We start from the raw sequence: 22263 nt of genomic DNA, 5'->3' as shown, positions 1-22263 counted from the left end.
GCTTAGTTTAGTCCCTAGTATACAGGAAGTGGAAAACGAGCGTCAACGGCTCATTTTATTCCTCTTCGCCATTTTTCGAAAATTTCCGCAATTTCATCAGGAAGATTTATTTTCGAATACGGTCGTTGTTCTTGAATAGACTTGATTTGTTTGGTGATATTCGCTTGTACCAATTCCATTTCAATTTCTAGTTCGCGGGCTGATATTCTTAGCGCACCATGTGCAAAGATGACCCATTGTTCAGTCATATCTGATGTTGCGACATGTATTTGATCACGTCGTGTCTTGAGCTGATTTGTTAATTTTTCAATACGCTCATCTGCTGTTTCATTTTTTCCTGTGAAAATCACTTCTACATCGTATTGTTTTTTCTTTTTTTCAATACCCGGGACGAGATGCGCATCAAATACCACGATGACTCTCCACCCCGTATATGCTTTGTACTCCGCCATCATTTCAATCAGACGGTCTCTTGCGTCTATGAGCTTGTCCGTCTTCAAAGCACGTAGCTCTTTCCATGCGCCGATAATGTTATACCCATCGACGAGTAAAATATCCATCTTAGCTTACTGGCTGACGGTTGCGTAACACTTCATACATCAAGATGGCAGCTGCAACAGATGCGTTTAATGATGTCACTTTCCCAACCATAGGCATGTGATAGAGGAAGTCGCATTTTTCTGTTAAGAGTCGACTCATCCCTTTTCCTTCACTTCCAATGATAATAGCAAGTGGCAATTTTGCATCCATACGACGATAATCAGCTGATCCTTTTGCATCTGTTCCTGCAATCCATAAGCCACGTTTTTTCAAGTCTTCAACGGTTTGCACTAAATTCCCAACACGCACAACCGGAATATGCTCAATCGCACCTGTAGATGTTTTAGCAACAACTGCCGTTAGTCCAACTGCTCGACGTTTTGGAATAATGACCCCGTGAACACCTGTCGCATCTGCCGTTCGCAATATAGATCCTAGGTTATGAGGATCCTCTAATTCATCTAATATCAAAAAGAATGGATCTTCATTGCGTGCAGCTGCAAGTTCAAAAATCTCGTCAATTTCTGCATAACGGTAAGCGGCAACTGATGCCGCAATTCCTTGGTGAGTTGCGCCATCTGTCAGTTGATCTATTTTATTTTTCGGCACAAACTGGACGATAATACCTGCTTCTTTTGCTAGTTGTAATATCTCATCAATCCCCGTTTTTTTAACGCCTTCCGCAATCCAAACTTTGTTCATATCACGGCCAGAACGAAGTGCTTCTAATACTGGGTTTTTTCCTGATAAAATTTCATTGTTTAATTCAGTCACGATGTTGTTTCTCCTTTCGGTTCTTCAATAATAGTAATGGTTTTTTCAATGATTTCACGAACACGATCGAAGTCTCCCGACAAGTATAGACTTCCAAGAACCGCTTCATATGCTGTGCTAAATTTATACGTTAGCACGTCTGTATTTTTGGGAGTGGAGCCAGACTTTGCATTACGCCCTCGTCTAAGCACCGCTTCCTCTTCTTCGGTCAAAAATTTTTCAGATAGTAACACACGTACAACTGAAGCTTGTGCTTTTGCAGATACATATTTGGTCGATTCTTTGTGTAATGTATTTGGTCTGACTCGCCCTGAACGAATTAAGTGTTCTCGAACCGCTTGTTCAAGAACCGCGTCGCCCATATACGCAAGTGCGAGTGCGTTTAATTGTTTTACATCTTCAACGCGCAGTGAATAGTCTTTGTTCATCCGCGTTTCCAACGTATTCCTTGCGCCGTGTCTTCCAATATTATATTCAGTTCTTTTAATTGATCTCGGATGGCATCTGCTCGGGCGAAATCTTTGTCTTTTCTCGCTTGTATTCTTTCTTCAATCAGCAAGTCAATTTCTGCATCTAGAACTAGTGATTTTACTTCTACTTCAATACCTAAGATAAACGCAAGTTCTTTTAATGTGTCCATGAATACTGAAAGTACGCTTGCTTCTGTATGTTTTTCTATTAAATATAGATTTGCTAAGCCTGCTAGTTCAAATAACGCAGCAATTCCGTTAGCTGTATTAAAATCATCGTCCATTGACGTTATAAACTGCTTACGAACTTCTTCGATTTTGTTAACCCATATATCTTTGTGGTCACCAAGTTCAGGCGATGTATCAAGTCGATGTGATAAATTGGCATACGACGTCCGAATACGTGCTAAACCATTTTCAGCATTTTCTACAAGCTCTTGTGAGAAATTAATCGGGTGACGGTATTGAACCGACAACATAAAGAATCGCAACACTTGTGGGTCAATTTGTTGACGAATGTCTTTCACTAACACGAAGTTACCTAGCGACTTCGACATTTTTTCATTATCAATATTAATATAGCCATTATGCATCCAATAACGAGCAAACTGTTTGCCTGTATAGGCTTCCGACTGCGCAATTTCATTCTCATGATGAGGGAACGTTAGATCTTGGCCACCTGCATGAATGTCAATGGTGTCGCCTAGTAGTTCACGAGCCATCACAGAACACTCGATATGCCAACCCGGACGCCCTTTGCCCCAAGGACTTTCCCAGGAAATTTCACCTGGTTTTGCATCTTTCCATAAAGCAAAATCAAGTGCATCATCTTTCTTTTCTCCAGTTTCAATGCGCGCGCCAATCTTCAAATCATCTACAGATTGATGAGACAATTTGCCGTAGCCATCAAACTTTCGTGTGCGGTAATAGACGTCGCCTTGCGATTCATACGCATAGCCTTTTTCAATTAATACTCCGATAAATTCAATAATGTCATCCATATGTTCAGTTACGCGTGGATGTGCATCTGCTTTTTGGCAACCCAGTGCACTTATATCTTCATGGTAAGCGGCGATAAAACGGTCAGTCAATTCAGATACTTCTTCACCAAGTTCGTTTGCAGTTCTGATTATTTTATCGTCTACATCTGTGAAATTTGAAACGAAATTAACTTCATATCCACGGTACGTTAAATAACGACGCACGGTATCATAAACGATGACCGGTCTTGAATTTCCAATGTGAATGTAATTGTAAACGGTTGGTCCACACACATACATTTTTACCTTGCCTTCTTCAAGCGGGATAAATGGTTCTTTTTGGCGAGTTAAAGTGTTGTAAATATGAATGCTCATTTTACGTTTCGCTCCTTTTTAATCTGTTGATTTAAATGCGCAACTTGGTCTTGCAAAATCGCAATTTTCTCTTCTAGCATATTACATTTATCGCCAACTGGATCCGGCATATCTTGGTGATCCCAGTTTCGATTCACTTTTATACCATCTTGTACAACAACCGTTCCTGGAATTCCTACAACGGTAGAATTAGGTGGTACATCTTTTAATACAACCGAGCCTCCACCGACTTTGCTGTTCTCGCCAATAGTAATCGCCCCGAGTACTTTTGCTCCTGATGCAACTAACACATTATCGTGTAATGTAGGATGTCGTTTGCCTCGTTCTTTCCCGGTTCCACCGAGTGTTACTCCCTGGAAAATCGTCACGTTATTTCCTATTTCACATGTTTCACCAATGACCACACCCATTCCGTGGTCAATAAAGAAGCGACGTCCAATCTTTGCACCTGGATGAATTTCGATTCCAGTGAAAAAACGACTGACTTGTGATACGACGCGTGCAAGGAAAAAGAATTTCCGTTTAAAAAGGGCATGAGCAATTCTGTGTGACCAAACTGCATGTAAGCCCGAATAAGTCAGCACCACTTCAAGTGCACGTCTTGCGGCGGGATCTTGTTCAAAAACAACTTCTATATCTTCTTTCATTCGACCGAACATCATCAGTCCTCCTATATTTTCTATTTACTTAGTTTGTTATTGATATTTCGCTTGTGAAGTATTTATCGCTCAAACTGACGACTTATCACTCAAACACTTCTCACACCCCTGTTAACTTGCTGAGACAACACTCTTTTCAAGTTGGATAACTCGCCTATGTTTAAGATGAGCTAGTGCCCCCTTTGGAGGGTCATGATGTCGTTACTGCATAGCTGTGCATTTAGGGTTCAATCTTATTTTCTTGCACAAACTAAAAAGCGCCCCTGTCAGTAACTGACAGAGACGCTATAATGGCGCGGTTCCACTCTGATTGGAAGGAGTATGTTGCGACCCTTCCCACTTGGCGTCTATAACGTGACGATACGGCTCGCTTACTAATAGGTTCAGCTGAGCGCTCAGAGGTGCATTTCCATAGTGCTTTTGCTCAGACCACTTTCAGCCAGTGGTGGTCCTCTCTAAAGAGCGCGCCTTATGTACTTCTCCTCATCAAAGCTTTTGAATATTTTGTATTTGCTTAATCAAATGATAGATTAATTCTTACACCATCATGTTTGAAAGTCAAACTTATTGTTTCGTGTACTTCTCTACGCGAGCTATTACTTTAACTTTGCCAATTAACGAAATAGCGTTCGGCAATTCTGGACCGTGTGATTGACCTGTTGTGACTACACGAATTGGCATGAATAGGTTCTTGCCTTTGTGTCCAGTTTCTTTTTGAACAGCCTTAACTGCCGCTTTAATTTCTGCTGGTTCAAACACTTCTAATTGTTCCAATTGTGTTTTGAATGACGCCATAACTTCTGGAACTTGCTCACCAGCTAAAATGGCAGACGCTTCTTCATCATATGTCAGTTCATCTTTAAAGAATAGGTCAGTTAGCTCAGTAATTTCAGCACCGAAACTCATTTGATCATGGTAAAGAGAGATGACGCCAGTTGCCCATTGCTTTTCTTCTGCTGTCAACGTTGCTGGTAAACGACCTGCTTTTTGTAGATGAGGCAATGCAAGATCAACTACTTCTTCCAGTGAAAGTTGCTTCACATATTGGTTATTCGTCCATGTTAATTTTTGTTTATCAAACATCGATGGAGATTTAGATAAACGGTTAACATCAAACAAGCGAATAAGATCTTCTTTCGAGAAAATCTCATCTTCCCCTTCAGGAGACCAACCAAGAAGTGCAAAGAAATTAAACATTGCTTCAGGGAGGTAACCCAAATCTTTATATTGCGTCACGAATTGAATGATAGATTCGTCACGTTTCGACAATTTTTTACGGTTTTCGTTAATGATTAACGTCATATGTCCATAACGTGGAGCTTCCCAACCAAATGATTGGAATACCATCATTTGTCTTGGTGTATTTGATAAATGTTCTTCTCCACGGAAAACATGTGTGATTTTCATGAAATGATCATCTAATACAACCGCGAAGTTGTAAGTAGGAATACCACTTGCTTTTACAATCACCCAGTCACCCACGTCTTTTGATTCAAATGAAACTGAACCACGAACTAAATCTTCAAATGTATACGTTACTTCAGCTGGAACGCGCATACGAATTGTATACGAAAGTCCTGCAGCTTCTTTTTCCGCAACTTCTTCTTTAGTTAAGTTACGGCACGCACCATTGTACATCGGTGCGGCAATACCTCTAGCTTTTTGTGCATCTTTAACCGCTTCCAACTCTTCAGTTGTACAGAAACATTTATATGCATGGCCATTTTCAAGCATTTCTTGTGCATGCTTTTTGTATATATCAAGACGCTCCATTTGACGGTATGGTGCATATGGTCCGCCAATATCGACCGACTCATCATAGTCAATGCCAAGCCATTTCAAATTCTCAAGTTGCGATAGTTCGCCACCTTCAATATTACGACCAATGTCCGTATCTTCAATACGCACGATAAATTTGCCGCCGTGATGACGTGCATATAAATAGTTAAATAATGCGGTGCGTGCTCCACCAATATGTAAATTTCCTGTTGGACTTGGCGCGTAGCGTACACGAACTTCTTGTGTCATGTGTGGTTCCTCCTCGAATATGTGCTAAACTTTGTCCAGTTTAACACAGGTCATAGCTAATTTTGAATGAGTAAAATTGTCGCTTGAGCCGCAATGCCTTCTCCGCGCCCTGTAAATCCTAGTTTTTCAGTCGTTGTTGCTTTGACATTTACTTGAGACGGTTCAGCATGTAAAAGCTGCGCTATACGGTCACGCATTTCAGTAATGTAGGGTGCCATTTTTGGTGCTTGAGCAATAATTGTGCAATCAACATTGCCTAATTTGTAGCCTTTTTCTTCAACGATGTTCCAAATGTACGCGAGTAGCTTCGCTGAATCAGCATCTTTAAATTCAGGGTCTGTGTCTGGAAAGTGGCGACCAATATCACCTTCACCAATTGCGCCAAGAGCCGCATCCGTCACGGTATGTAATAAAACATCGGCATCTGAATGACCGATTAAACCTTTTTCATAGGGAATCGTAACGCCACCAATAATAAGTGGACGATCCTCTGCAAATTCATGTACATCAAAGCCTTGTCCAACTCGAAACATTTAGTTTTCCTCCTGCTGTCTTTTTTGTAAGATGGCTTCACCAATTAATAAATCCTCTTGTGTCGTCATTTTCACATTGTCATACGTACTTTCCACTACATGCACCGCAATGTTCAGTCGCTCGACAAGCATGGCTTCATCGGTTCCAAGGAAACCATCTTGCGCAGCTTGTTGCTGCGCTTTTATCAATATGCTAGCACGGAATGCTTGTGGTGTTTGGATCATCCATAATTGTTCACGGTCTAGCGTTTCTTCGATAATGTGATTACGCACTCGTTTCATGGTATCTTTCGCTTTCACACCCGCTATGGCTGCACCGGTTTCATATGCTCTAAGTGTTAACTTAGTAATAACAGATGGTTCTATGAAAGGCCTTGCTGCATCGTGGACGAGAATTAATCCCGTCGTAGCATCAGCTGCTAGAACGCAAGCATACACACTATGCTGACGTTCATCGCCACCTGCAGGCATACCTTTTACCTTCGTGATGTGATAGTTGTGCAACATGTTCTGAATGATTGTGCGCTCTTCAGGTTTTACTGCGAGCCAAATGGCCATGCAATTAGGATCTTGTTCAAAGACATCTAGCGTATGAATTAAAATTGGTTTACCACGTAATGTTAGAAATAATTTATTATGCCCAGCCTTCATTCTCTTGCCGCTACCTGCAGCTGGTAATACAACGATATACTTCATGTAGGTATTCGCCTCTTTCATTATTGAAAAGAAGACTGCCTCAACTGTCATACATTGATGACAGAAATGGCAGCCTCTATTCATTTACTTCCTTTTTGCAAAGATCATACGTCCTGCAGATGTCTGGAGAACACTTGTGACAACGACATCAATGGCTTGTCCAATATTGGCTCTGCCATCCTCTACGACAATCATCGTGCCATCATCTAAGTAGGCGACGCCCTGATTTTGTTCTTTACCATCTTTAATGACCACAATATGCATATTTTCTCCCGGAATGACGATTGGCTTCACCGCATTCGCAAGATCGTTAATATTTAACACCGGTACTTGATGTAACGCACACACCTTATTTAAGTTAAAATCATTCGTTACCACCACGCCGCCCATCTTCTTGGCAAGGCGCATTAGTTTTAAATCCACTTCTTGAACTTCATCAAAATCTTCTTCCGTAATCAATAAAGCTGAAGCGCGCTCCGTTTGAAGTCGCTTTAATATGTCAAGACCACGGCGCCCACGCGTACGTTTTAACGTATCAGAGGAGTCGGCGATATGTTGCAGTTCAGTCAAGACAAACTGAGGAACGACAAGCACCCCTTCAATAAATCCGGTTGCCGAAATATCCGAAATCCGGCCGTCAATAATAACACTTGTATCTAGTAATTTATAAGATGATTGTTGAAGCGCTTGAGGATTATTATCGTCTTGTTTCTTCTTATCTACAATAGCTCTGCTCGCAGTAAACATTTGTGAAATCTCATCACGCTTTTTAAAGCCGACTTGAAAACCAAGATAACCTAAAATAATCGTTAATAATACGGGTAAAATAGAATTAATTACCGGTAATTGAATCGAATCCACAGCAAAACTCAGGAGAAATGCGACACTGAGCCCAATAACCAGACCGAGTGTTCCAAACATTAAATCACCGATAGGCGCATTCAGTAATCGATCTTCCATCCATTTTAAAAACTCAATAAGGTAATCAGTCATCAACATTGCAAGGACAAACAAAAGAACGGCCCCTATTAAAACAGACACATAGGGATTGTTCAACCACGGGTTAGAGGATAAATTAATAAGTTCGTATAATTGCGGTAATAAAAGTAACCCGAGCGTTCCACCAATTAAGATAAATGTAATTCGAATAACCCACTTTAACACAAGCCCACCTCCTTTTTTAATTATACATCTTTTCACTTATGAACACCTTTTTGGCGTGGTCGAATATGGAAAAAAATTTGCAATATGAGTGATGAGATGACTTTTTAGACACAATGCTGTTAATAGGTTTCTTAATATAAGTAGAGGAAAAACTTTCCCACGCACGCTTACGTGTTTGGGAAAGCTATTTTTAATGCATCGCTTACGTTTTCGACACCGACTACTTGAATACCTTTTGGATAGTCCCATCCACCTAGGTTGGATGCAGGAACAATTGCACGTTTGAAACCAAGTTTCGCTGCTTCTAGCACACGTTGTTCAACTCGTGACACGCGACGCACTTCGCCCGTTAATCCCACTTCACCCATAAAACAATCATAGGCACTTACTGCTTCATCTTTGTAACTTGAAACAATTGTCGTTAATACAGCCAAATCAATGGCTGGCTCGTCTAACTTTACGCCACCTGCAACTTTGATGTAGGCATCTTGCGTTTGCAACAATAGGCCAACTCGCTTCTCCAATACAGCCATTAATAGTTGGACACGATTTTGATCAATGCCACTTGCCATCCGTTTTGGGTAGTTAAAACTAGTCGGTGTAATTAATGCCTGAATTTCGACCAGTATCGGTCGGGTGCCTTCCATTGAAGCTACAACAGTGGACCCTGCTGCTCCTTGTGAACGTTCCTGCAAGAATAACTCAGACGGATTTAGCACTTCTTTTAAGCCACCTTGTAACATTTCAAAAATTGCAATTTCATTTGTTGAGCCAAAACGGTTTTTCTGCGAACGCAAAATACGGTATGTATGGTGACGTTCACCTTCGAAGTAAAGGACTGTGTCAACCATATGTTCAAGTATTCTCGGCCCTGCAATTTGACCTTCTTTTGTTACGTGTCCCACTAAGAAAATAGCAATATTTTTCGTTTTAGCGATGCGCATTAACTCCGCTGTACATTCGCGCACCTGAGTAACGCTACCTGGGGCAGAAGTGACATCTGGATGATGCACCGTTTGGATAGAATCGATAACGACAAACTTCGGTTCAACTTGATCAATTGCTTCGTTTACCAATTCCAAGTTAGTTTCGGCATATATATATAATTCAGAAGAGTCAACACCAAGTCGCTCTGCACGAAGCTTCGTTTGGCGAATAGACTCCTCCCCAGACATGTACAACACGCGCTGCCCTTTATTGGCAAGTAACGCGGAAACTTGAAGCAATAACGTGGATTTCCCAATACCTGGATCTCCACCAATTAATATTAGTGAACCAGGCACGATGCCTCCACCGAGTACACGATCAAACTCAGAAAGATCAATTTTCACACGTGGTTCGTCGTCCGTTTCTATCGCTGTAATAGGCAAAGCTTTTTGTGAACTATTTTCAGAATGTTGGAAAGTCCGACGAGGTCCTTTTACGACTACTTCTACCTCTTCCACCATCGTATTCCACTCGTTGCAACCAGGGCAGCGACCCATCCATTTCGCGGATTCATAGCCACATGAGTTACACATAAATTTCGTTTTACGTTTAGCCATAGTTCCTCCTATGTAGAAAAAAGGGCATTCCGAACAGTCTTGCCGGAATGCCCCATTTGTATTATTCTGTTACCGTTACTGCCTCTGCCTCTTTTGAACGAATCAAGAATTCATTATCTTGTACATCAAAAACTACTTTGTATCCTGTTAAAACTGTGCCTTTTAAGAGTTCTTCTGACAAGCGATCTTCGACATGCTTTTGAAGTGCTCGACGAAGTGGACGTGCTCCGTACTCTGGATCGTAGCCTTCTATAGCTATTTTATCTTGCGCTGCTTCAGTTAACTCTAGCTCTATTTCTTGTTCTTTTAAGCGTGTTGTCAATTGACCTGTCATCAATGTCACAATTTCTTTTAAGTGCTCTTTTTCTAGTGCATGGAACACAATCATTTCATCTACACGGTTTAAGAACTCTGGACGGAATGCTTTTTTCAATTCTTCAAGCATTCTGCCCTTCATGTCTTTATATTTTTGCTCGCCGTCTTGCAAGTTGAAGCCGACGTATTTGTTTTTTCTCAATGCTTCTGCCCCAACGTTAGAGGTCATGATGACAATGGTATTACGGAAGTCGACTGTTCGCCCTTTTGAATCAGTTAAGCGCCCATCTTCTAATACTTGTAATAAAATATTGAAGACATCCGGATGTGCTTTTTCTATTTCATCTAACAAAATAACAGAGTATGGTTTACGACGAACTTTCTCCGTCAACTGACCGCCTTCTTCATGACCTACATAGCCAGGAGGTGAACCGACAAGACGTGAAGTCGAGTGTCTCTCCATGTATTCGGACATGTCGACACGAATCATTGCTTCTTCGTCACCGAACATGCTTTCAGCTAATGCACGAGCAAGTTCAGTCTTACCAACACCCGTTGGTCCTAAGAAAATGAATGAACCGATTGGGCGTTTTGGATCTTTTAATCCAGCACGTGCACGACGAACTGCACGAGAAATGGCAGTGACTGCTTCATTTTGACCAATTACACGTTTGTGCAATGTACTTTCTAAATCTAATAATTTCGCAGACTCTGTTTGTGCCAGTTTCGAAACTGGAATTCCCGTCCACATGGATACAACGGCTGCGATATCTTCTACTGTTACTTCAGACTCTGCTTTGCCTTGTTCTTCTTTCCATGTTTTCTTCGTACTTTCAAGCTCTTCTTTCAGCTTTTGTTCCGTATCACGGAAAGAAGCCGCTTTTTCAAACTCTTGACTTTGTACCGCTGCATTTTTCTCCGAACGAATCGCTTCTAAACGCAGTTCTAATTCTTTTAAATTTGGTGGTGTTGTATACGAACGTAAACGAACTTTTGAACCCGCTTCGTCAATTAAGTCAATTGCTTTATCTGGTAAGAAACGGTCAGAAATGTAACGGTCCGACATTTTGGCTGCTGCAACAATTGCTTCATCCGTAATTTTTACACGGTGATGTGCTTCGTAACGATCACGCAGACCTTTAATGATTTGAATGGACTCATCAACTGATGGCTCTTCTACACGAATTGGTTGGAATCGTCGTTCTAAAGCGGCATCTTTTTCAATGTATTTACGATACTCATCAAGCGTCGTTGCACCAATACACTGAAGTTCTCCACGGGCAAGTGATGGTTTCAAGATATTCGAAGCATCAATTGCTCCTTCAGCACCACCAGCACCAATTAACGTATGAAGCTCGTCGATGAACAGAATAATATTTCCTGCTTGGCGAATTTCATCCATCACTTTCTTCAAGCGATCCTCAAACTCACCACGGTATTTCGTACCCGCTACAACCGTACCCATATCTAATGTCATAACACGTCGATCTCTTAAAATTTCAGGTACTTCATTTGAAACAATTTGTTGTGCTAAACCTTCAGCAATTGCCGTTTTACCAACACCTGGTTCTCCAATAAGAACAGGATTGTTTTTCGTACGACGAGATAACACTTCAATAACACGCGTGATTTCTTTGCTTCGTCCAATAACTGGATCCAAGCTACCTTCACGTGCAATTTGAGTTAAATCACGCGCCAAGCTATCAAGCGTTGGTGTATTCGCTGCAGGATTGGCCCCACCACTTGCTTGAACATGGTCGTTACTGCCTAGCAGTTGCAATACTTGTTGACGTGCTTTGTTTAAGCTAACTCCTGAATTGTTTAGGACACGAGCTGCCACACCTTCACCTTCGCGAATTAATGCTAACAATAAGTGCTCTGTGCCGATGTATGAATGTCCCAGTTTACGTGATTCGTCTACTGATAACTCAATGACTTTCTTAGCACGCGGTGTGTAGTGAACGATTGGACCTACGTCACCAGTTCCCATTCCCACAAGCTCTTCAATGTTTTCTTCAATCATTTTAGTGCTTACTTCGATTGCTTCCATTGCTTTTGCAGCAATCCCGCCACCTTCACGGATTAAACCTAATAATATATGTTCAGTTCCAATGGACTCGTGTTTCATACGGATGGCTTCTTCTTGAGCTAATTGGAGCACTTTTTGTGCGCGTTGTGTAAATCGATTAAACATCATGAATTTCCTCTCCTTCATCGTCTATATTATTATTTACTTGCAACCGTTCTCTAAACAACTTTGCTCGAAATACATCACGTTCTTCAAGTTGCAAGGGAACCCCTGCATACTTTTGCAAAAAGCCTGGTTGCATAAACATCATGCATTCATTCAAAATTGCAACTTTGACTCCTTTAATCAAGCCAAGATCAATGCCAAGACGCACATCAGATAAACAACGTCCTGCTTCTTCTGTCGTTAAAAGTCGTGCATACGTTAACACGCCAAGTGACCGGTACAAGCGATCTTCTAATACATTCGGTCTGGTATGTATTAAAGCCGCCCTTGCTTCACGTTCTTTTTTAATTATTTGTTCAGTAACACTTTGCAAATCAGTTAAAATATCTTCCTCTGATTTCCCAAGTGTCGTTTGGTTGGACATTTGATATATATTACCAAGAGCTTCGCTACCTTCTCCGTATATCCCACGCACGACCATACCGAGTCGTGTAATAGCTGTCACAATGCGATTCATTTGATTGGTCATCGTCAGCGCTGGTAAATGCATCATGACCGATGCACGTAGGCCAGTTCCCGTATTTGTTGGGCAACTCGTTAAATAGCCAAACTGTTCATCAAATGCATACGGCAATTGTTTTTCAAGGATGTCATCGATTTTATCCGCTTGACGCCATGCTTCATGAAACTGTAGTCCTGGGTATATACATTGTATGCGAATATGATCTTCTTCATTGATCATTACACTCACTGATTCATCATTTGATAATAAAACGGAACCCACTATTTCCGAATTAGCAAGCTTGGGGCTAATTAAATGCTTTTCCACCAAAACTTGTCGGTTCAGCGTAGATACCTCTTTTATATCTATATACGAAAAGGTCGACTCAAGTTCCGCTTCTGCATCAAGTAAAACCGAAGAAATTGCTTGATCTACTTGTAATGCTTCATTTTCTGTAAAAGAAAGTGGAAAACGGAACCCCGTTAAATTTCGAGCGAGGCGGATACGCGTGCTCATTACAATATCTGCATGCTCGCCCTCCCCAGCCATCCAACTCGTCGCGGAGTTATTTAGAAAACGTTCAATTGTCATCGCGGTTTTCACCTCCGCTTTGTAGCTGTTCCTCTAAAGCACGTGCTTCGTCTCGAAGTAGTGCGGCCTCTTCAAAATTTTCAATCTCTATTGCCGTTCGCATCAATGTGCGCACAGACTCAATTTGCCTTTTTAATTTAAGGGTTTGACCAAATGTACTTGGCGCTTTCCCAACATGTTTGACGTTTCCATTATGCAATTTCTTAAAAACTTCTGGCAATTGTTCGTGAAAACTCTCATAACAATGTGCACAACCAAACTTTCCTTGTTTTAAAAACTGCCGGAAAGTCCATTCACACGAACTACAGCTAATTGCTTCAGTTTGTTGCTTTTGTTGTAGCTGTTGGTTTTCTGGAATACCGAACCAATTTGATAATAATTGATGTAGAGAAAGTGGATCTTGTAAATCTAAATGAAACGGATGGAAATCCTGTGCACATACATCGCAATAATGACGTTGCACTTGCTCCCCATTGAGTATCTGCGTGACGGTTACTTTTGTCGGTCGCTGTTTACAATTTTCACAAATCATCTGCGCTAGCCTCACTTTAACTGTTCATACTTGAGTGTTAAGAGCATCGCTTGCATGATGCGCGAACGCACTTCATCACGATGCGGCAAAGGTAATTTGAGCGTTGTCCTATCAAGCGCAGCGAGTATCATCTTCGCTTCACGCTTGGTCACTACATCCTCATCGATTAAACGGAACACAATATCTTCCGTCATTGTTTGAGACGCCCCAAGTTCTAAACTCACTAAAATTGTTTCAATTAACTCCGCTTTCGTGTGTGCACGTACGCGAACAATCCGAATATAGCCTCCGCCCCCCCGCTTACTTTCAACAAGGTAGCCTCGGTCTGCAGTAAAACGTGTGTTAATTACATAATTTATTTGCGAAGGCACGCATTGAAATTGTTCAGCAATCTCGCTTCGTTTAATTTCAATATGCCCCTTACCATCTAATTCGATAACTTTCTTTAAATATCCTTCAATAATATCCGAAATATTCCGCATACAATCACCTCCTAAAAGATTAGATCTGAGTGCGAGTCATCATTAATACTACAGCCAACTTTAGAAAACCCTGACTTTGACTATCTTTGACTTTATTATATAAGGGGGGATAAGAGTGTGCAATTTATATGCTTTTCCAAGTGAAATTGTTTGAAATGATTTTAGTTAATAAGGGGTTCTCTATAAAACTTAAAGAACCATATGAATTCTTCTCTTACAGAAAACAGCCATGGAGCGATTAGCGACCATTTAGGTTAGTTTGGTTTCCGCTACGCTCCTATATGATGAAAGAAGAAATCGCTAAAGAGTGTTTCATCAGCAAGCAGACTTGGTAGGTGAGACGGTTTTTGATGGTCTCTTTCGATGGTGAGAAGTTTATCGGCCATATTCGAGATTAATCGATAAAAATCAGAGGTAATAACTAGATAAATAATCGCCCCTCACAAACACTTTTATTGTGAAGGGCGATTTATGAAAAGTTATGCTGCAACTGACCGTATATTAACAAGTTACATGAGTTTAATAGTTAATTATCTTCTTTTTTCCAATTATAATAAGTATCCTCATCATTAATGTTTATTTTTTCCCCATTAATGACTATATCAGTATTACTTTCCCACTCAATAGATGTGACATTTACAGAAGGATACAACCAATATATAGTAGTATCATTGAATTCTTTTTTGCTATCGTTTAAAGAAGTAATGGATACTCTTTCTTGATATCCATTAGTTGCTCCACCTTTATTGATTAAGAATAAATCAGCTTTGTACTCTTTATTTGGCGACAAAAAGGTATCCTGATATTCACCAGTTCCATTAAGCTCATCAAGTTCAACGTGAATAAAAGAATTTAAAATAAAAAATAGAGTAACAGCCAAAATTAATATAGATACTGTTACTCCCAGCGCTATCTTTTTGATGATCATTTTCATTCTCCTAAGGTAAATTCAAATTTTTCACTTTCTGATGATAGTATAATACATTTATTGTAAGAGCCCTGTTTAAATTTGTTTGATATTCCTTAGTTTCCGCTGAAATATACGGCTAATCAAATTGAATACTTCCCATTCTGGGTGTTATGTCAACCTGTGGTGTATAACCTGGAGAAGTTGAAGAAGGTTTTTATTAATAAGGTATAGAATAAAAGGTATATTAATAAAAATTCAAAGGAGACGATTGAAAATGGAAAAGAGTCTGTTTTGATGTCAGAAGATAAAAAACATAAACAAAAAAAGTTACAGGGAAAATACAGGAAGATTAAACAACAATACAAAGAAAAAAATAAAATTGATAAAAAAGAGTTTACTATTATCGCTATCATCGTATTATTAATTTTTTTGCTGGATGCTATGTTTAAAACTTTTTAGAAAACCGCGTTTCCCCCTAATGTGTACTCGATAAGGCATTTAAAACCGTGAAAAATCCTACTTACGCTAATTTGAAAGCGTTCTTTAAACAGTATTTAAAATCTATCCCTGGCGTTCCAATTATTTATGCTGTTATTAAATATTTTAGTATTTGTAACAAAACAATGGCTTCTTATAGAGCGATTCCAGGAACACCATATAATTGGAGGTCTTAGGATGCTTATGAACAACATAAACACCCAAGGATTATGAATTTTTTTAGAAACAAAGGACCACGTTTTCTTTTGGTGCTTGCAATCCTTGCCTTTATATACTCTATTGGAGATATCATCTACCAAATACAGGTAGATATATTTCCGAGACTGACTTCATGGATTGTGTTTTTTTACAGCCTTACTCTTATTATCTTTACATTAAAAAACTGGAATAAAAGAGAATAGGATAGTAATTGCCTTTCCAATTATTAGCGGAAAGGCTTTTTTTGTGCTTTCTTAACGAGCATTAAAATGGCTTCATCAGAAAAATCATAAAAACTGACTTATTACAAAGCATCATTCAAAGGATTGCTCTATAAGGATTTAAAGCTCTTATTTAAATAGGTTTACATATCATGACGGATGCGGAAGTACATAACTAATTGTAAGAAAAAGCCACCTTGTAAAGGCAGCCGGTTGCGTACCACAGGAGAACTTACCAACTAACTGAAAAACGCTACATTTGGCCAAATTCGGTCTAATGCAGCATTTTTCAGTTTGGGAAATGGTAGATGACACCTAAAGAGCAACGGTTATAATATCAATCTTGACGAAATAAGAAAGGAAGTGAATATGGACTGACGCACTTGATCTAAGATATTCAATTGTGTACCTATACTTAGTATCGTATAGGTTACTGAACTTAGATTGTTGAACGAGTTCTTGAACATTCAAGAAAGCTCCAAAGCTCAAAAAACACTGTAAATATAGGGTGTTCATTAACTCCTATGTTTTGTTGCTCTTTAAAATTAAATTTTTACGAAATATTTTGTTTGAAAAGGGCATAGCCAATCACGTCTGATAGCCTAGTTAACTTGGTGAAACAACTCCTTATAAAGTGAGGGTTTCATTACGAAACCCTCACAAAACAGAAAACAGCCATGGAGCGATTAGCGGAATGGTAACCATTTAGGTTTTGAATGGTTTTGTTTCCGCTACCTCCTATTGAAAGAAGCAATCACTTTTACTAGGAAGTTAACTTGCTGAAATAACACAAAAAAGCGCCACTCCTGATGAGCAGCGCTATGTAACAATATTATTTTATAATTTCTCCCTTAAAACTCTCCCCGTGATAAATTCCAACCATGCATAAACGCCTGTTTTCACAGTGGTATTTGACGCAGCATCTCGAGTTGGATCCAGGCACACGAAATCGATGTGTCGAACGGCGTTATGTTGGCCGATGAGCAGTAAACTTTGGAACAATTCTTCTGCACTCATGCCCCCTGGTGTTGAAGCCGGTACCCCCGGCGCGACCGATATATCAAGCACATCCATATCGATTGTTACATACACTCTATCAACTTTTTCTGCTAATAGAGATAGTTCATTCATTACGCACTGAGCCACCCCTAGCTCACGTGCTTTACGCAAAGTCACCATTCGAATGCCTTGCTCTCTTGCATAAGCGACTAATGGCTTGGCGTTAAAGTACCCGTGTAACCCAATATTCACAACGTCTTCGCCGCGAACAGTTCCACCATCAATGAGTTGTCGAATCGGTGTGCCGTTCGCTGGACCTAATTCAACCGGATCACGTACGTCTAAATGTGTGTCGAGTTGCAAAATGCCTATGCGTTCAGTTGGAAATGCACGTTTTACCCCTCTAACTGCACATGCGGTGACGGAATGATCTCCACCGATTAAACACGTAGTCGCCGTGTCAAATACGCTCACCAATTCACGAGTTGTTTCTTCAATTCGCTCATGTGAGAGTAAAATATCCGTTGTATGCATGGCGATATCTCCAGCATCACGAACAGCGTACCCTGACAAATCCAAGTCCTCGTCCAAATTATAGGTAGAGAACCCTTTCCACATCTTGCGAAATTCCAGTGGATATAAGGAAGCCCCTGACACGCTAATTGATGAACGCGAAAGCGGCGCTCCATAAAGAACCATGTCTGCTACACCTTCACCAAGTGGTTTAACCCATTGATGCACGAAATCTCCAGTAGCAGCACGCCAAGACCATTCAGGTTGTTGTAAATGTTTCATTTAACCCACCACCTGAACACCTTTTTTCCACACACAACCGACGTGATTGACGCCGAATAAATATTGCAATTCTTGATAATTTGATACATTCCACATCACGAGGTCCGCTTGCTTTCCTACTTCCAAAGAACCGACACGGCCTTGCATACCAATAGCACAAGCGGCATTCATAGTTGCTGCAACTAATGCTTCTGCTGGTGTTAAACGCATGGAAATACACGCTAAGTTCATGACAAGTGGCATAGAAGTTGTTGGAGAAGACCCTGGGTTGCAATCCGTCGAAATGGCCACGGCAACTCCCGCATCAATCATGGCACGACCTTGCGCCGCTTCTTCTCTCAAATACAAGGCTGTTGCCGGCAATAAACATGCGATAACGCCCGCTTCAGCCATTAAACGAACACCTTCGTCAGATGCTTTCAATAAATGCTCCGCTGAAATGGCACCAACTTTAGCAGCGAGTTCAGCACCGCCATATGATTTAATTTCATCGGCGTGTATTTTCGGAACCAATCCGAGTTTCTTTCCTGCCTCTAAAATTCTTTCAGATTGTTCAGGTGTGAATACGCCAACTTCACAAAATACATCATTAAAAACAGCGAGTCCCTCTTGCGCCACACGTGGCAACATCTCATTGACCAATATATCGATATATTCTTCTTCGCGGCCTTTATATTCGACAGGAACCGCATGGCCACCCATAAACGTCGGTACTAAATCAATCGGATGACTTTCATTCAATCGCTTCATGACGCGAAGCTGTTTTAATTCCGTTTCCAAATCTAAGCCATAGCCACTTTTCCCCTCAACGGTTGTGACACCGTGTTGCAAGAAAGAGTCGAGACGACGTGTTGTTTGCGCCACTAATTCATCTTCTGTTGCTTCGCGAGTCATCCGTGAGGTCGCATGAATTCCGCCACCTGCATTCATGATTTCCATATAAGTTGAGCCTTCAAGACGCATTTCGAATTCACGTTCACGACTCCCACCATAGGCAACATGCGTATGTGGATCAACTAAACCTGGCGTCACTAAACGCCCCGTCGCATCCACTATTTCTGCTTCATGAGCACGTGCACCAAACGACGCTTCAAGCTCTGAAGTTGTGCCCATGGCGATAATTTCTCCATTTTCAATCCACATACTGCCGTTTTCAATAATTCCAAGTTCCGACATTTCTTTTTTACGTCGAGGTCCATTTTCACCAGCTACTGTGACAAGTTGCGCGGCGTTCTTTATCCAAAGTGGTCTCATAATTTAGCGTCCTTTAGCATAGGAATATTTACGCCTTTTTCGCGCGCTGTCTCAATCGCCAAGTCATAACCTGCGTCTACGTGACGAACGACACCCATACCAGGATCCGTTGTTAAGACCCGCTCAATACGTGCTTCCGCTTCTTTTGTTCCATCTGCTAAAATGACCATTCCCGCGTGGATAGAGTACCCCATCCCAACGCCTCCGCCATGATGAACTGAGACCCATGTAGCGCCACCAACAGCATTGACCATTGCGTTCAATATTGGCCAATCTGCAACCACGTCAGAGCCGTCTTTCATTGATTCTGTTTCACGATTTGGTGAAGCAACAGAACCTGAATCTAAATGGTCACGTCCGATAACAATCGGTGCACTTAACTCACCACTTGCAACCATGTCGTTAATGATTTTCCCGAAACGCGCACGTTCGCCATATCCTAACCAACAAATACGTGACGGTAGGCCTTGGAATTGAATTCTTTCTTGCGCCATTTTAATCCAGTTACATAAATGCTTGTTGTCACTAAACTCTCGTAAAATCACTTCGTCTGTTTTAAGAATATCTGCAGGATCACCAGACAGCGCGACCCAACGGAATGGCCCTTTTCCTTCACAGAACTGAGGACGAATATATGCTGGTACAAATCCAGGGAAATCAAACGCACGTTCAACCCCTTCATCTTTTGCTACTTGTCGAATATTGTTTCCATAATCAAAAGTAACTGCGCCTTTATCCATCATTTCTACCATCGCAGACACATGCTTTGCCATAGATGCTTTAGATAATTTCACATATTCAACTGGATCTGCTTCGCGAAGTTTCGCTGCATCTTGTAAAGACATCCCAGACGGTATATAGCCATTTAATGGGTCATGTGCTGACGTTTGATCTGTCAATACGTCCGGAATAAAGCCACGAGCAATCATTTGTGGCAATACATCAGATGCATTTCCAAGCAAGCCAATTGATAACGCTTTACCTGCAGCCTTTGCTTCTTCAGCTAATCGAATCGCTTCATCTAAAGAATCCGTTTTGACATCTGTATACCGTGTTTCAATGCGTCGGTCAATTCGCGTCTCATCCACTTCAATCCCGATACACACACCACCAACCATAGATACTGCTAACGGTTGAGCTCCACCCATTCCACCAAGTCCAGCAGTTAAGGTAATTGTTCCTTTTAGCGACTCGCCAAAATGTTGTTTTGCTAATTCTGCAAATGTTTCATACGTCCCTTGCACGATTCCTTGTGAACCAATGTAAATCCAGCTACCCGCCGTCATTTGTCCATACATCATTAAGCCCTTCTTATCTAACTCATGGAATGTTTCCCAGTTTGCATAAGCAGGAACAATATTGGAATTGGCAATCAATACACGTGGTGCATCCAAATGCGTTTTGAAAATCGCCACTGGTTTTCCAGATTGAACGAGCAATGTCTCGTCATTTTCTAACTCTTTCAATGAACGAACAATCGCGTCAAAGCATTCCCAGTTACGCGCAGCTTTGCCGATTCCACCATAAACAACTAAATCCTCAGGACGCTCCGCCACATCTGGATCTAAGTTATTCATTAACATGCGAAGAGCCGCCTCTTGTTGCCATCCTTTCGTGTTCAACTCTGTACCTCTATAACGGAACACTCGACCTTGTGTATTTGATTTCATTTTCAGTCATCCCCTTTATCAATTTCATTATTTATAACTCTATTGTAACTTGAAATTTCAGTTTATTTTTTATATTTTAATTCATTTTTTATGTTTTATTGACTATTTAATTAATTTTACAAACTTTTTTATCATTTAAATCATTTAATTAATAAGATTACAATTTAATTAGAATTTTCTTTTTTAATCTTATTGTATAAAAATAACTTACTTAAAGTTTCAGAAATATAACCAATTAGAAGTAACAACGTCAATACAAATCCTGTCTCAAGTGGATAGTGTAAGAAATGAATATACATTAAAATAATAATAGCGGACATCATCATACGATGAGCAAAGTCAGTACCTTTTCTAATTATATTAAGGTAACCTTCGTGACTTTTCTTGTAAATTCCATTTAATTTAAATTCAATGTATGTATCAAATGCCCAACCAAATAAGACTAATCCCAAAACTAAAACAGTCTCTCCTTTTATTAATAAAAAAATTGAAAAGCATATGATAATAGTTGGTACCCCGATTAGTAAAATTTGTTGTACTAATTTCGACTTCACAAAATCCCCCCTGTGGTATATATTAATTCTCTCTTAGTTAGATACAACTATGACAAATTATTGTTTTTTCACTGTTCTCACCAATATTTTCAGTGCACCTCTTCACAATATCTATACATATTTTAACATATATAGACACAATACCTTGAAAGATATACACATACCCTAATTGGTGTAAATCAACAATTTGTTTAGAATTTCATTTTATATATTTTGTGTGAACAAAAAATTAAAGACTTATAAATCAACAAAAAATGACCATCAAATTAGCATGCAATTTGACGATCAATTCATATAACATTTTTTATGTTTGTGATAGGTAACGGAACTCCGTTATTAATTTCGTCGGTCTCCTTAAAATACTACTTATTAACTAAATTCTTTTAAGTTTATGTTACTCCTATGTTACTTTCTTCAATAATGTTAAAGAGTAAATTGCAGCAATTCCAACTAGTACATAAACTATACGAGCGAAAGCACTATCCATGCCGCCAAAAAGTCCGCCTACCAGATCCCATTGGAATAAACCAAATAGCAACCAGTTTAATCCACCAATAATAATTAATAAAAGTGCAATGGAATTTAAATTTTTCAACTTCTCCAACTCCTTCTGTTTAATAGTTATTCTATTTTTATAACTTTAAAGCCACTATAAAACCAAAATAATACAACCATTAGTATGATTCATTTGAAATAATTTATGCATCACTTGGACATCTTATGATTAATTGCTACAAAAATCGCTTTCATTTCTTTAATTCAAAAAAGACCCATTAATTTCGGTC

21 protein-coding genes and 1 other annotated feature are annotated in these 22263 nt (G+C 40.1%); of the genes, 1 reads left to right on the top strand and 20 read right to left on the bottom strand.

All coding sequences use genetic code 11. The features are described from left to right. Positions 1-50: 50 nt before the first annotated feature. From E2636_RS00685 to E2636_RS00615, 15 genes are all read right to left on the bottom strand, one after another. A complete protein-coding gene (locus tag E2636_RS00685) occupies positions 51-560 on the bottom strand; it encodes an NYN domain-containing protein (protein WP_134208120.1) in 510 nt (169 codons plus the stop codon). Between the two features lies 1 nt (position 561). Continuing rightward, positions 562-1314, bottom strand: coding sequence for a 23S rRNA (guanosine(2251)-2'-O)-methyltransferase RlmB (rlmB, locus tag E2636_RS00680; RefSeq protein ID WP_017381005.1), 753 nt, complete (start codon positions 1312-1314; stop codon positions 562-564). Continuing rightward, on the bottom strand, positions 1311-1742 hold the full coding sequence (locus E2636_RS00675) for a Mini-ribonuclease 3 (RefSeq protein ID WP_017381004.1): 432 nt from the start codon (positions 1740-1742) through the stop codon (positions 1311-1313). The genes rlmB and E2636_RS00675 overlap by 4 nt, the downstream gene beginning before the upstream one ends. After that, on the bottom strand, positions 1739-3139 hold the full coding sequence (cysS, locus tag E2636_RS00670; protein WP_134208118.1) for a cysteine--tRNA ligase: 1401 nt from the start codon (positions 3137-3139) through the stop codon (positions 1739-1741). Before cysS ends, E2636_RS00675 begins: the two co-directional genes overlap by 4 nt. Continuing rightward, positions 3136-3798: a serine O-acetyltransferase gene (gene cysE, locus E2636_RS00665; protein WP_134208116.1), complete on the bottom strand. Its 663-nt coding sequence runs from the start codon at positions 3796-3798 to the stop codon at positions 3136-3138. The genes cysS and cysE overlap by 4 nt, the downstream gene beginning before the upstream one ends. Before the next feature lie 275 nt (positions 3799-4073). After that, positions 4074-4297: a binding site (T-box leader), on the bottom strand. 65 nt (positions 4298-4362) lie between these two features. Next, positions 4363-5826 (bottom strand): glutamate--tRNA ligase, encoded by a 1464-nt coding sequence (gene gltX / locus E2636_RS00660; protein WP_134208114.1) that lies wholly within the window; start codon positions 5824-5826, stop codon positions 4363-4365. Between the two features lie 56 nt (positions 5827-5882). Continuing rightward, positions 5883-6359 (bottom strand): 2-C-methyl-D-erythritol 2,4-cyclodiphosphate synthase, encoded by a 477-nt coding sequence (gene ispF / locus E2636_RS00655; RefSeq protein WP_134208112.1) that lies wholly within the window; start codon positions 6357-6359, stop codon positions 5883-5885. Further along, a complete protein-coding gene (gene ispD, locus E2636_RS00650) occupies positions 6360-7055 on the bottom strand; it encodes a 2-C-methyl-D-erythritol 4-phosphate cytidylyltransferase (RefSeq protein WP_134208110.1) in 696 nt (231 codons plus the stop codon). Positions 7056-7139: 84 nt separating this feature from the next. Next, positions 7140-8219 carry a PIN/TRAM domain-containing protein gene (locus tag E2636_RS00645; protein WP_134208108.1) on the bottom strand — a complete coding sequence of 360 codons (1080 nt, stop codon included), beginning with the start codon at positions 8217-8219 and terminating at the stop codon, positions 7140-7142. Positions 8220-8386: 167 nt separating this feature from the next. After that, positions 8387-9763 carry a DNA repair protein RadA gene (gene radA, locus E2636_RS00640; RefSeq protein WP_134208105.1) on the bottom strand — a complete coding sequence of 459 codons (1377 nt, stop codon included), beginning with the start codon at positions 9761-9763 and terminating at the stop codon, positions 8387-8389. Positions 9764-9824: 61 nt separating this feature from the next. After that, entirely contained in the window at positions 9825-12275 is a 2451-nt protein-coding gene (locus tag E2636_RS00635; RefSeq protein WP_134208103.1) for an ATP-dependent Clp protease ATP-binding subunit, read from the bottom strand. Beyond that, a complete protein-coding gene (locus tag E2636_RS00630) occupies positions 12265-13365 on the bottom strand; it encodes a protein-arginine kinase McsB (RefSeq protein WP_134208101.1) in 1101 nt (366 codons plus the stop codon). Before E2636_RS00630 ends, E2636_RS00635 begins: the two co-directional genes overlap by 11 nt. Then, the gene (locus E2636_RS00625) at positions 13355-13897 is read right to left on the bottom strand and encodes a UvrB/UvrC motif-containing protein (RefSeq protein WP_134208099.1); all 543 of its coding nucleotides are present in this window, start codon (positions 13895-13897) and stop codon (positions 13355-13357) included. The genes E2636_RS00630 and E2636_RS00625 overlap by 11 nt, the downstream gene beginning before the upstream one ends. 11 nt (positions 13898-13908) lie before the next feature. Next, complete coding sequence (locus E2636_RS00620) at positions 13909-14379, bottom strand: CtsR family transcriptional regulator (protein ID WP_134208097.1); 471 nt, start codon at positions 14377-14379, stop codon at positions 13909-13911. A gap of 526 nt (positions 14380-14905) precedes the next feature. Continuing rightward, positions 14906-15307: a DUF5412 family protein gene (locus E2636_RS00615; RefSeq protein WP_134208095.1), complete on the bottom strand. Its 402-nt coding sequence runs from the start codon at positions 15305-15307 to the stop codon at positions 14906-14908. A 276-nt stretch (positions 15308-15583) separates the two neighbouring features. Between E2636_RS00615 and E2636_RS18825 the strand changes: the two genes are divergently transcribed. Then, positions 15584-15748, top strand: coding sequence for a hypothetical protein (locus E2636_RS18825; protein ID WP_166669459.1), 165 nt, complete (start codon positions 15584-15586; stop codon positions 15746-15748). 1295 nt (positions 15749-17043) lie between these two features. Here the strand turns inward: E2636_RS18825 and E2636_RS00610 are convergent. From E2636_RS00610 to E2636_RS00590, 5 genes are all read right to left on the bottom strand, one after another. Continuing rightward, positions 17044-18000, bottom strand: a complete 957-nt coding sequence (locus tag E2636_RS00610) for an agmatinase family protein (protein ID WP_134208093.1) — start codon at positions 17998-18000, stop codon at positions 17044-17046. Then, the gene (hutI, locus tag E2636_RS00605; protein ID WP_134208091.1) at positions 18001-19254 is read right to left on the bottom strand and encodes an imidazolonepropionase; all 1254 of its coding nucleotides are present in this window, start codon (positions 19252-19254) and stop codon (positions 18001-18003) included. Continuing rightward, positions 19251-20924, bottom strand: a complete 1674-nt coding sequence (gene hutU / locus E2636_RS00600; RefSeq protein WP_134208089.1) for a urocanate hydratase — start codon at positions 20922-20924, stop codon at positions 19251-19253. The genes hutI and hutU overlap by 4 nt, the downstream gene beginning before the upstream one ends. Positions 20925-21088: 164 nt before the next feature. Beyond that, positions 21089-21478 (bottom strand): hypothetical protein, encoded by a 390-nt coding sequence (locus E2636_RS00595; RefSeq protein WP_134208087.1) that lies wholly within the window; start codon positions 21476-21478, stop codon positions 21089-21091. Between the two features lie 400 nt (positions 21479-21878). Then, entirely contained in the window at positions 21879-22073 is a 195-nt protein-coding gene (locus E2636_RS00590) for a DUF378 domain-containing protein (RefSeq protein ID WP_134208085.1), read from the bottom strand. Positions 22074-22263: the final 190 nt, after the last annotated feature.

The sequence above is a fragment of the Paenisporosarcina antarctica genome (genome assembly GCF_004367585.1).
Classification (GTDB): domain Bacteria; phylum Bacillota; class Bacilli; order Bacillales_A; family Planococcaceae; genus Paenisporosarcina; species Paenisporosarcina antarctica.
This window is presented reverse-complemented; position numbering and strand designations above follow the sequence as displayed.

What these genes read in the sequence shown, in the direction of transcription:
- E2636_RS00685 (WP_134208120.1), bottom strand. Translation starts at nt 560, where the DNA reads ATGGATATTTTACTCGTCGATGGGTATAACATTATCGGCGCATGGAAA.
- E2636_RS00675 (WP_017381004.1), bottom strand. Translation starts at nt 1,742, where the DNA reads ATGAACAAAGACTATTCACTGCGCGTTGAAGATGTAAAACAATTAAAC.
- cysS (WP_134208118.1), bottom strand. Translation starts at nt 3,139, where the DNA reads ATGAGCATTCATATTTACAACACTTTAACTCGCCAAAAAGAACCATTT.
- cysE (WP_134208116.1), bottom strand. Translation starts at nt 3,798, where the DNA reads ATGTTCGGTCGAATGAAAGAAGATATAGAAGTTGTTTTTGAACAAGAT.
- gltX (WP_134208114.1), bottom strand. Translation starts at nt 5,826, where the DNA reads ATGACACAAGAAGTTCGTGTACGCTACGCGCCAAGTCCAACAGGAAAT.
- ispF (WP_134208112.1), bottom strand. Translation starts at nt 6,359, where the DNA reads ATGTTTCGAGTTGGACAAGGCTTTGATGTACATGAATTTGCAGAGGAT.
- ispD (WP_134208110.1), bottom strand. Translation starts at nt 7,055, where the DNA reads ATGAAGTATATCGTTGTATTACCAGCTGCAGGTAGCGGCAAGAGAATG.
- radA (WP_134208105.1), bottom strand. Translation starts at nt 9,763, where the DNA reads ATGGCTAAACGTAAAACGAAATTTATGTGTAACTCATGTGGCTATGAA.
- E2636_RS00635 (WP_134208103.1), bottom strand. Translation starts at nt 12,275, where the DNA reads ATGATGTTTAATCGATTTACACAACGCGCACAAAAAGTGCTCCAATTA.
- E2636_RS00630 (WP_134208101.1), bottom strand. Translation starts at nt 13,365, where the DNA reads ATGACAATTGAACGTTTTCTAAATAACTCCGCGACGAGTTGGATGGCT.
- E2636_RS00625 (WP_134208099.1), bottom strand. Translation starts at nt 13,897, where the DNA reads ATGATTTGTGAAAATTGTAAACAGCGACCGACAAAAGTAACCGTCACG.
- E2636_RS00620 (WP_134208097.1), bottom strand. Translation starts at nt 14,379, where the DNA reads ATGCGGAATATTTCGGATATTATTGAAGGATATTTAAAGAAAGTTATC.
- E2636_RS00615 (WP_134208095.1), bottom strand. Translation starts at nt 15,307, where the DNA reads ATGATCATCAAAAAGATAGCGCTGGGAGTAACAGTATCTATATTAATT.
- E2636_RS18825 (WP_166669459.1), top strand. Translation starts at nt 15,584, where the DNA reads ATGTCAGAAGATAAAAAACATAAACAAAAAAAGTTACAGGGAAAATAC.
- E2636_RS00610 (WP_134208093.1), bottom strand. Translation starts at nt 18,000, where the DNA reads ATGAAACATTTACAACAACCTGAATGGTCTTGGCGTGCTGCTACTGGA.
- hutI (WP_134208091.1), bottom strand. Translation starts at nt 19,254, where the DNA reads ATGAGACCACTTTGGATAAAGAACGCCGCGCAACTTGTCACAGTAGCT.
- hutU (WP_134208089.1), bottom strand. Translation starts at nt 20,924, where the DNA reads ATGAAATCAAATACACAAGGTCGAGTGTTCCGTTATAGAGGTACAGAG.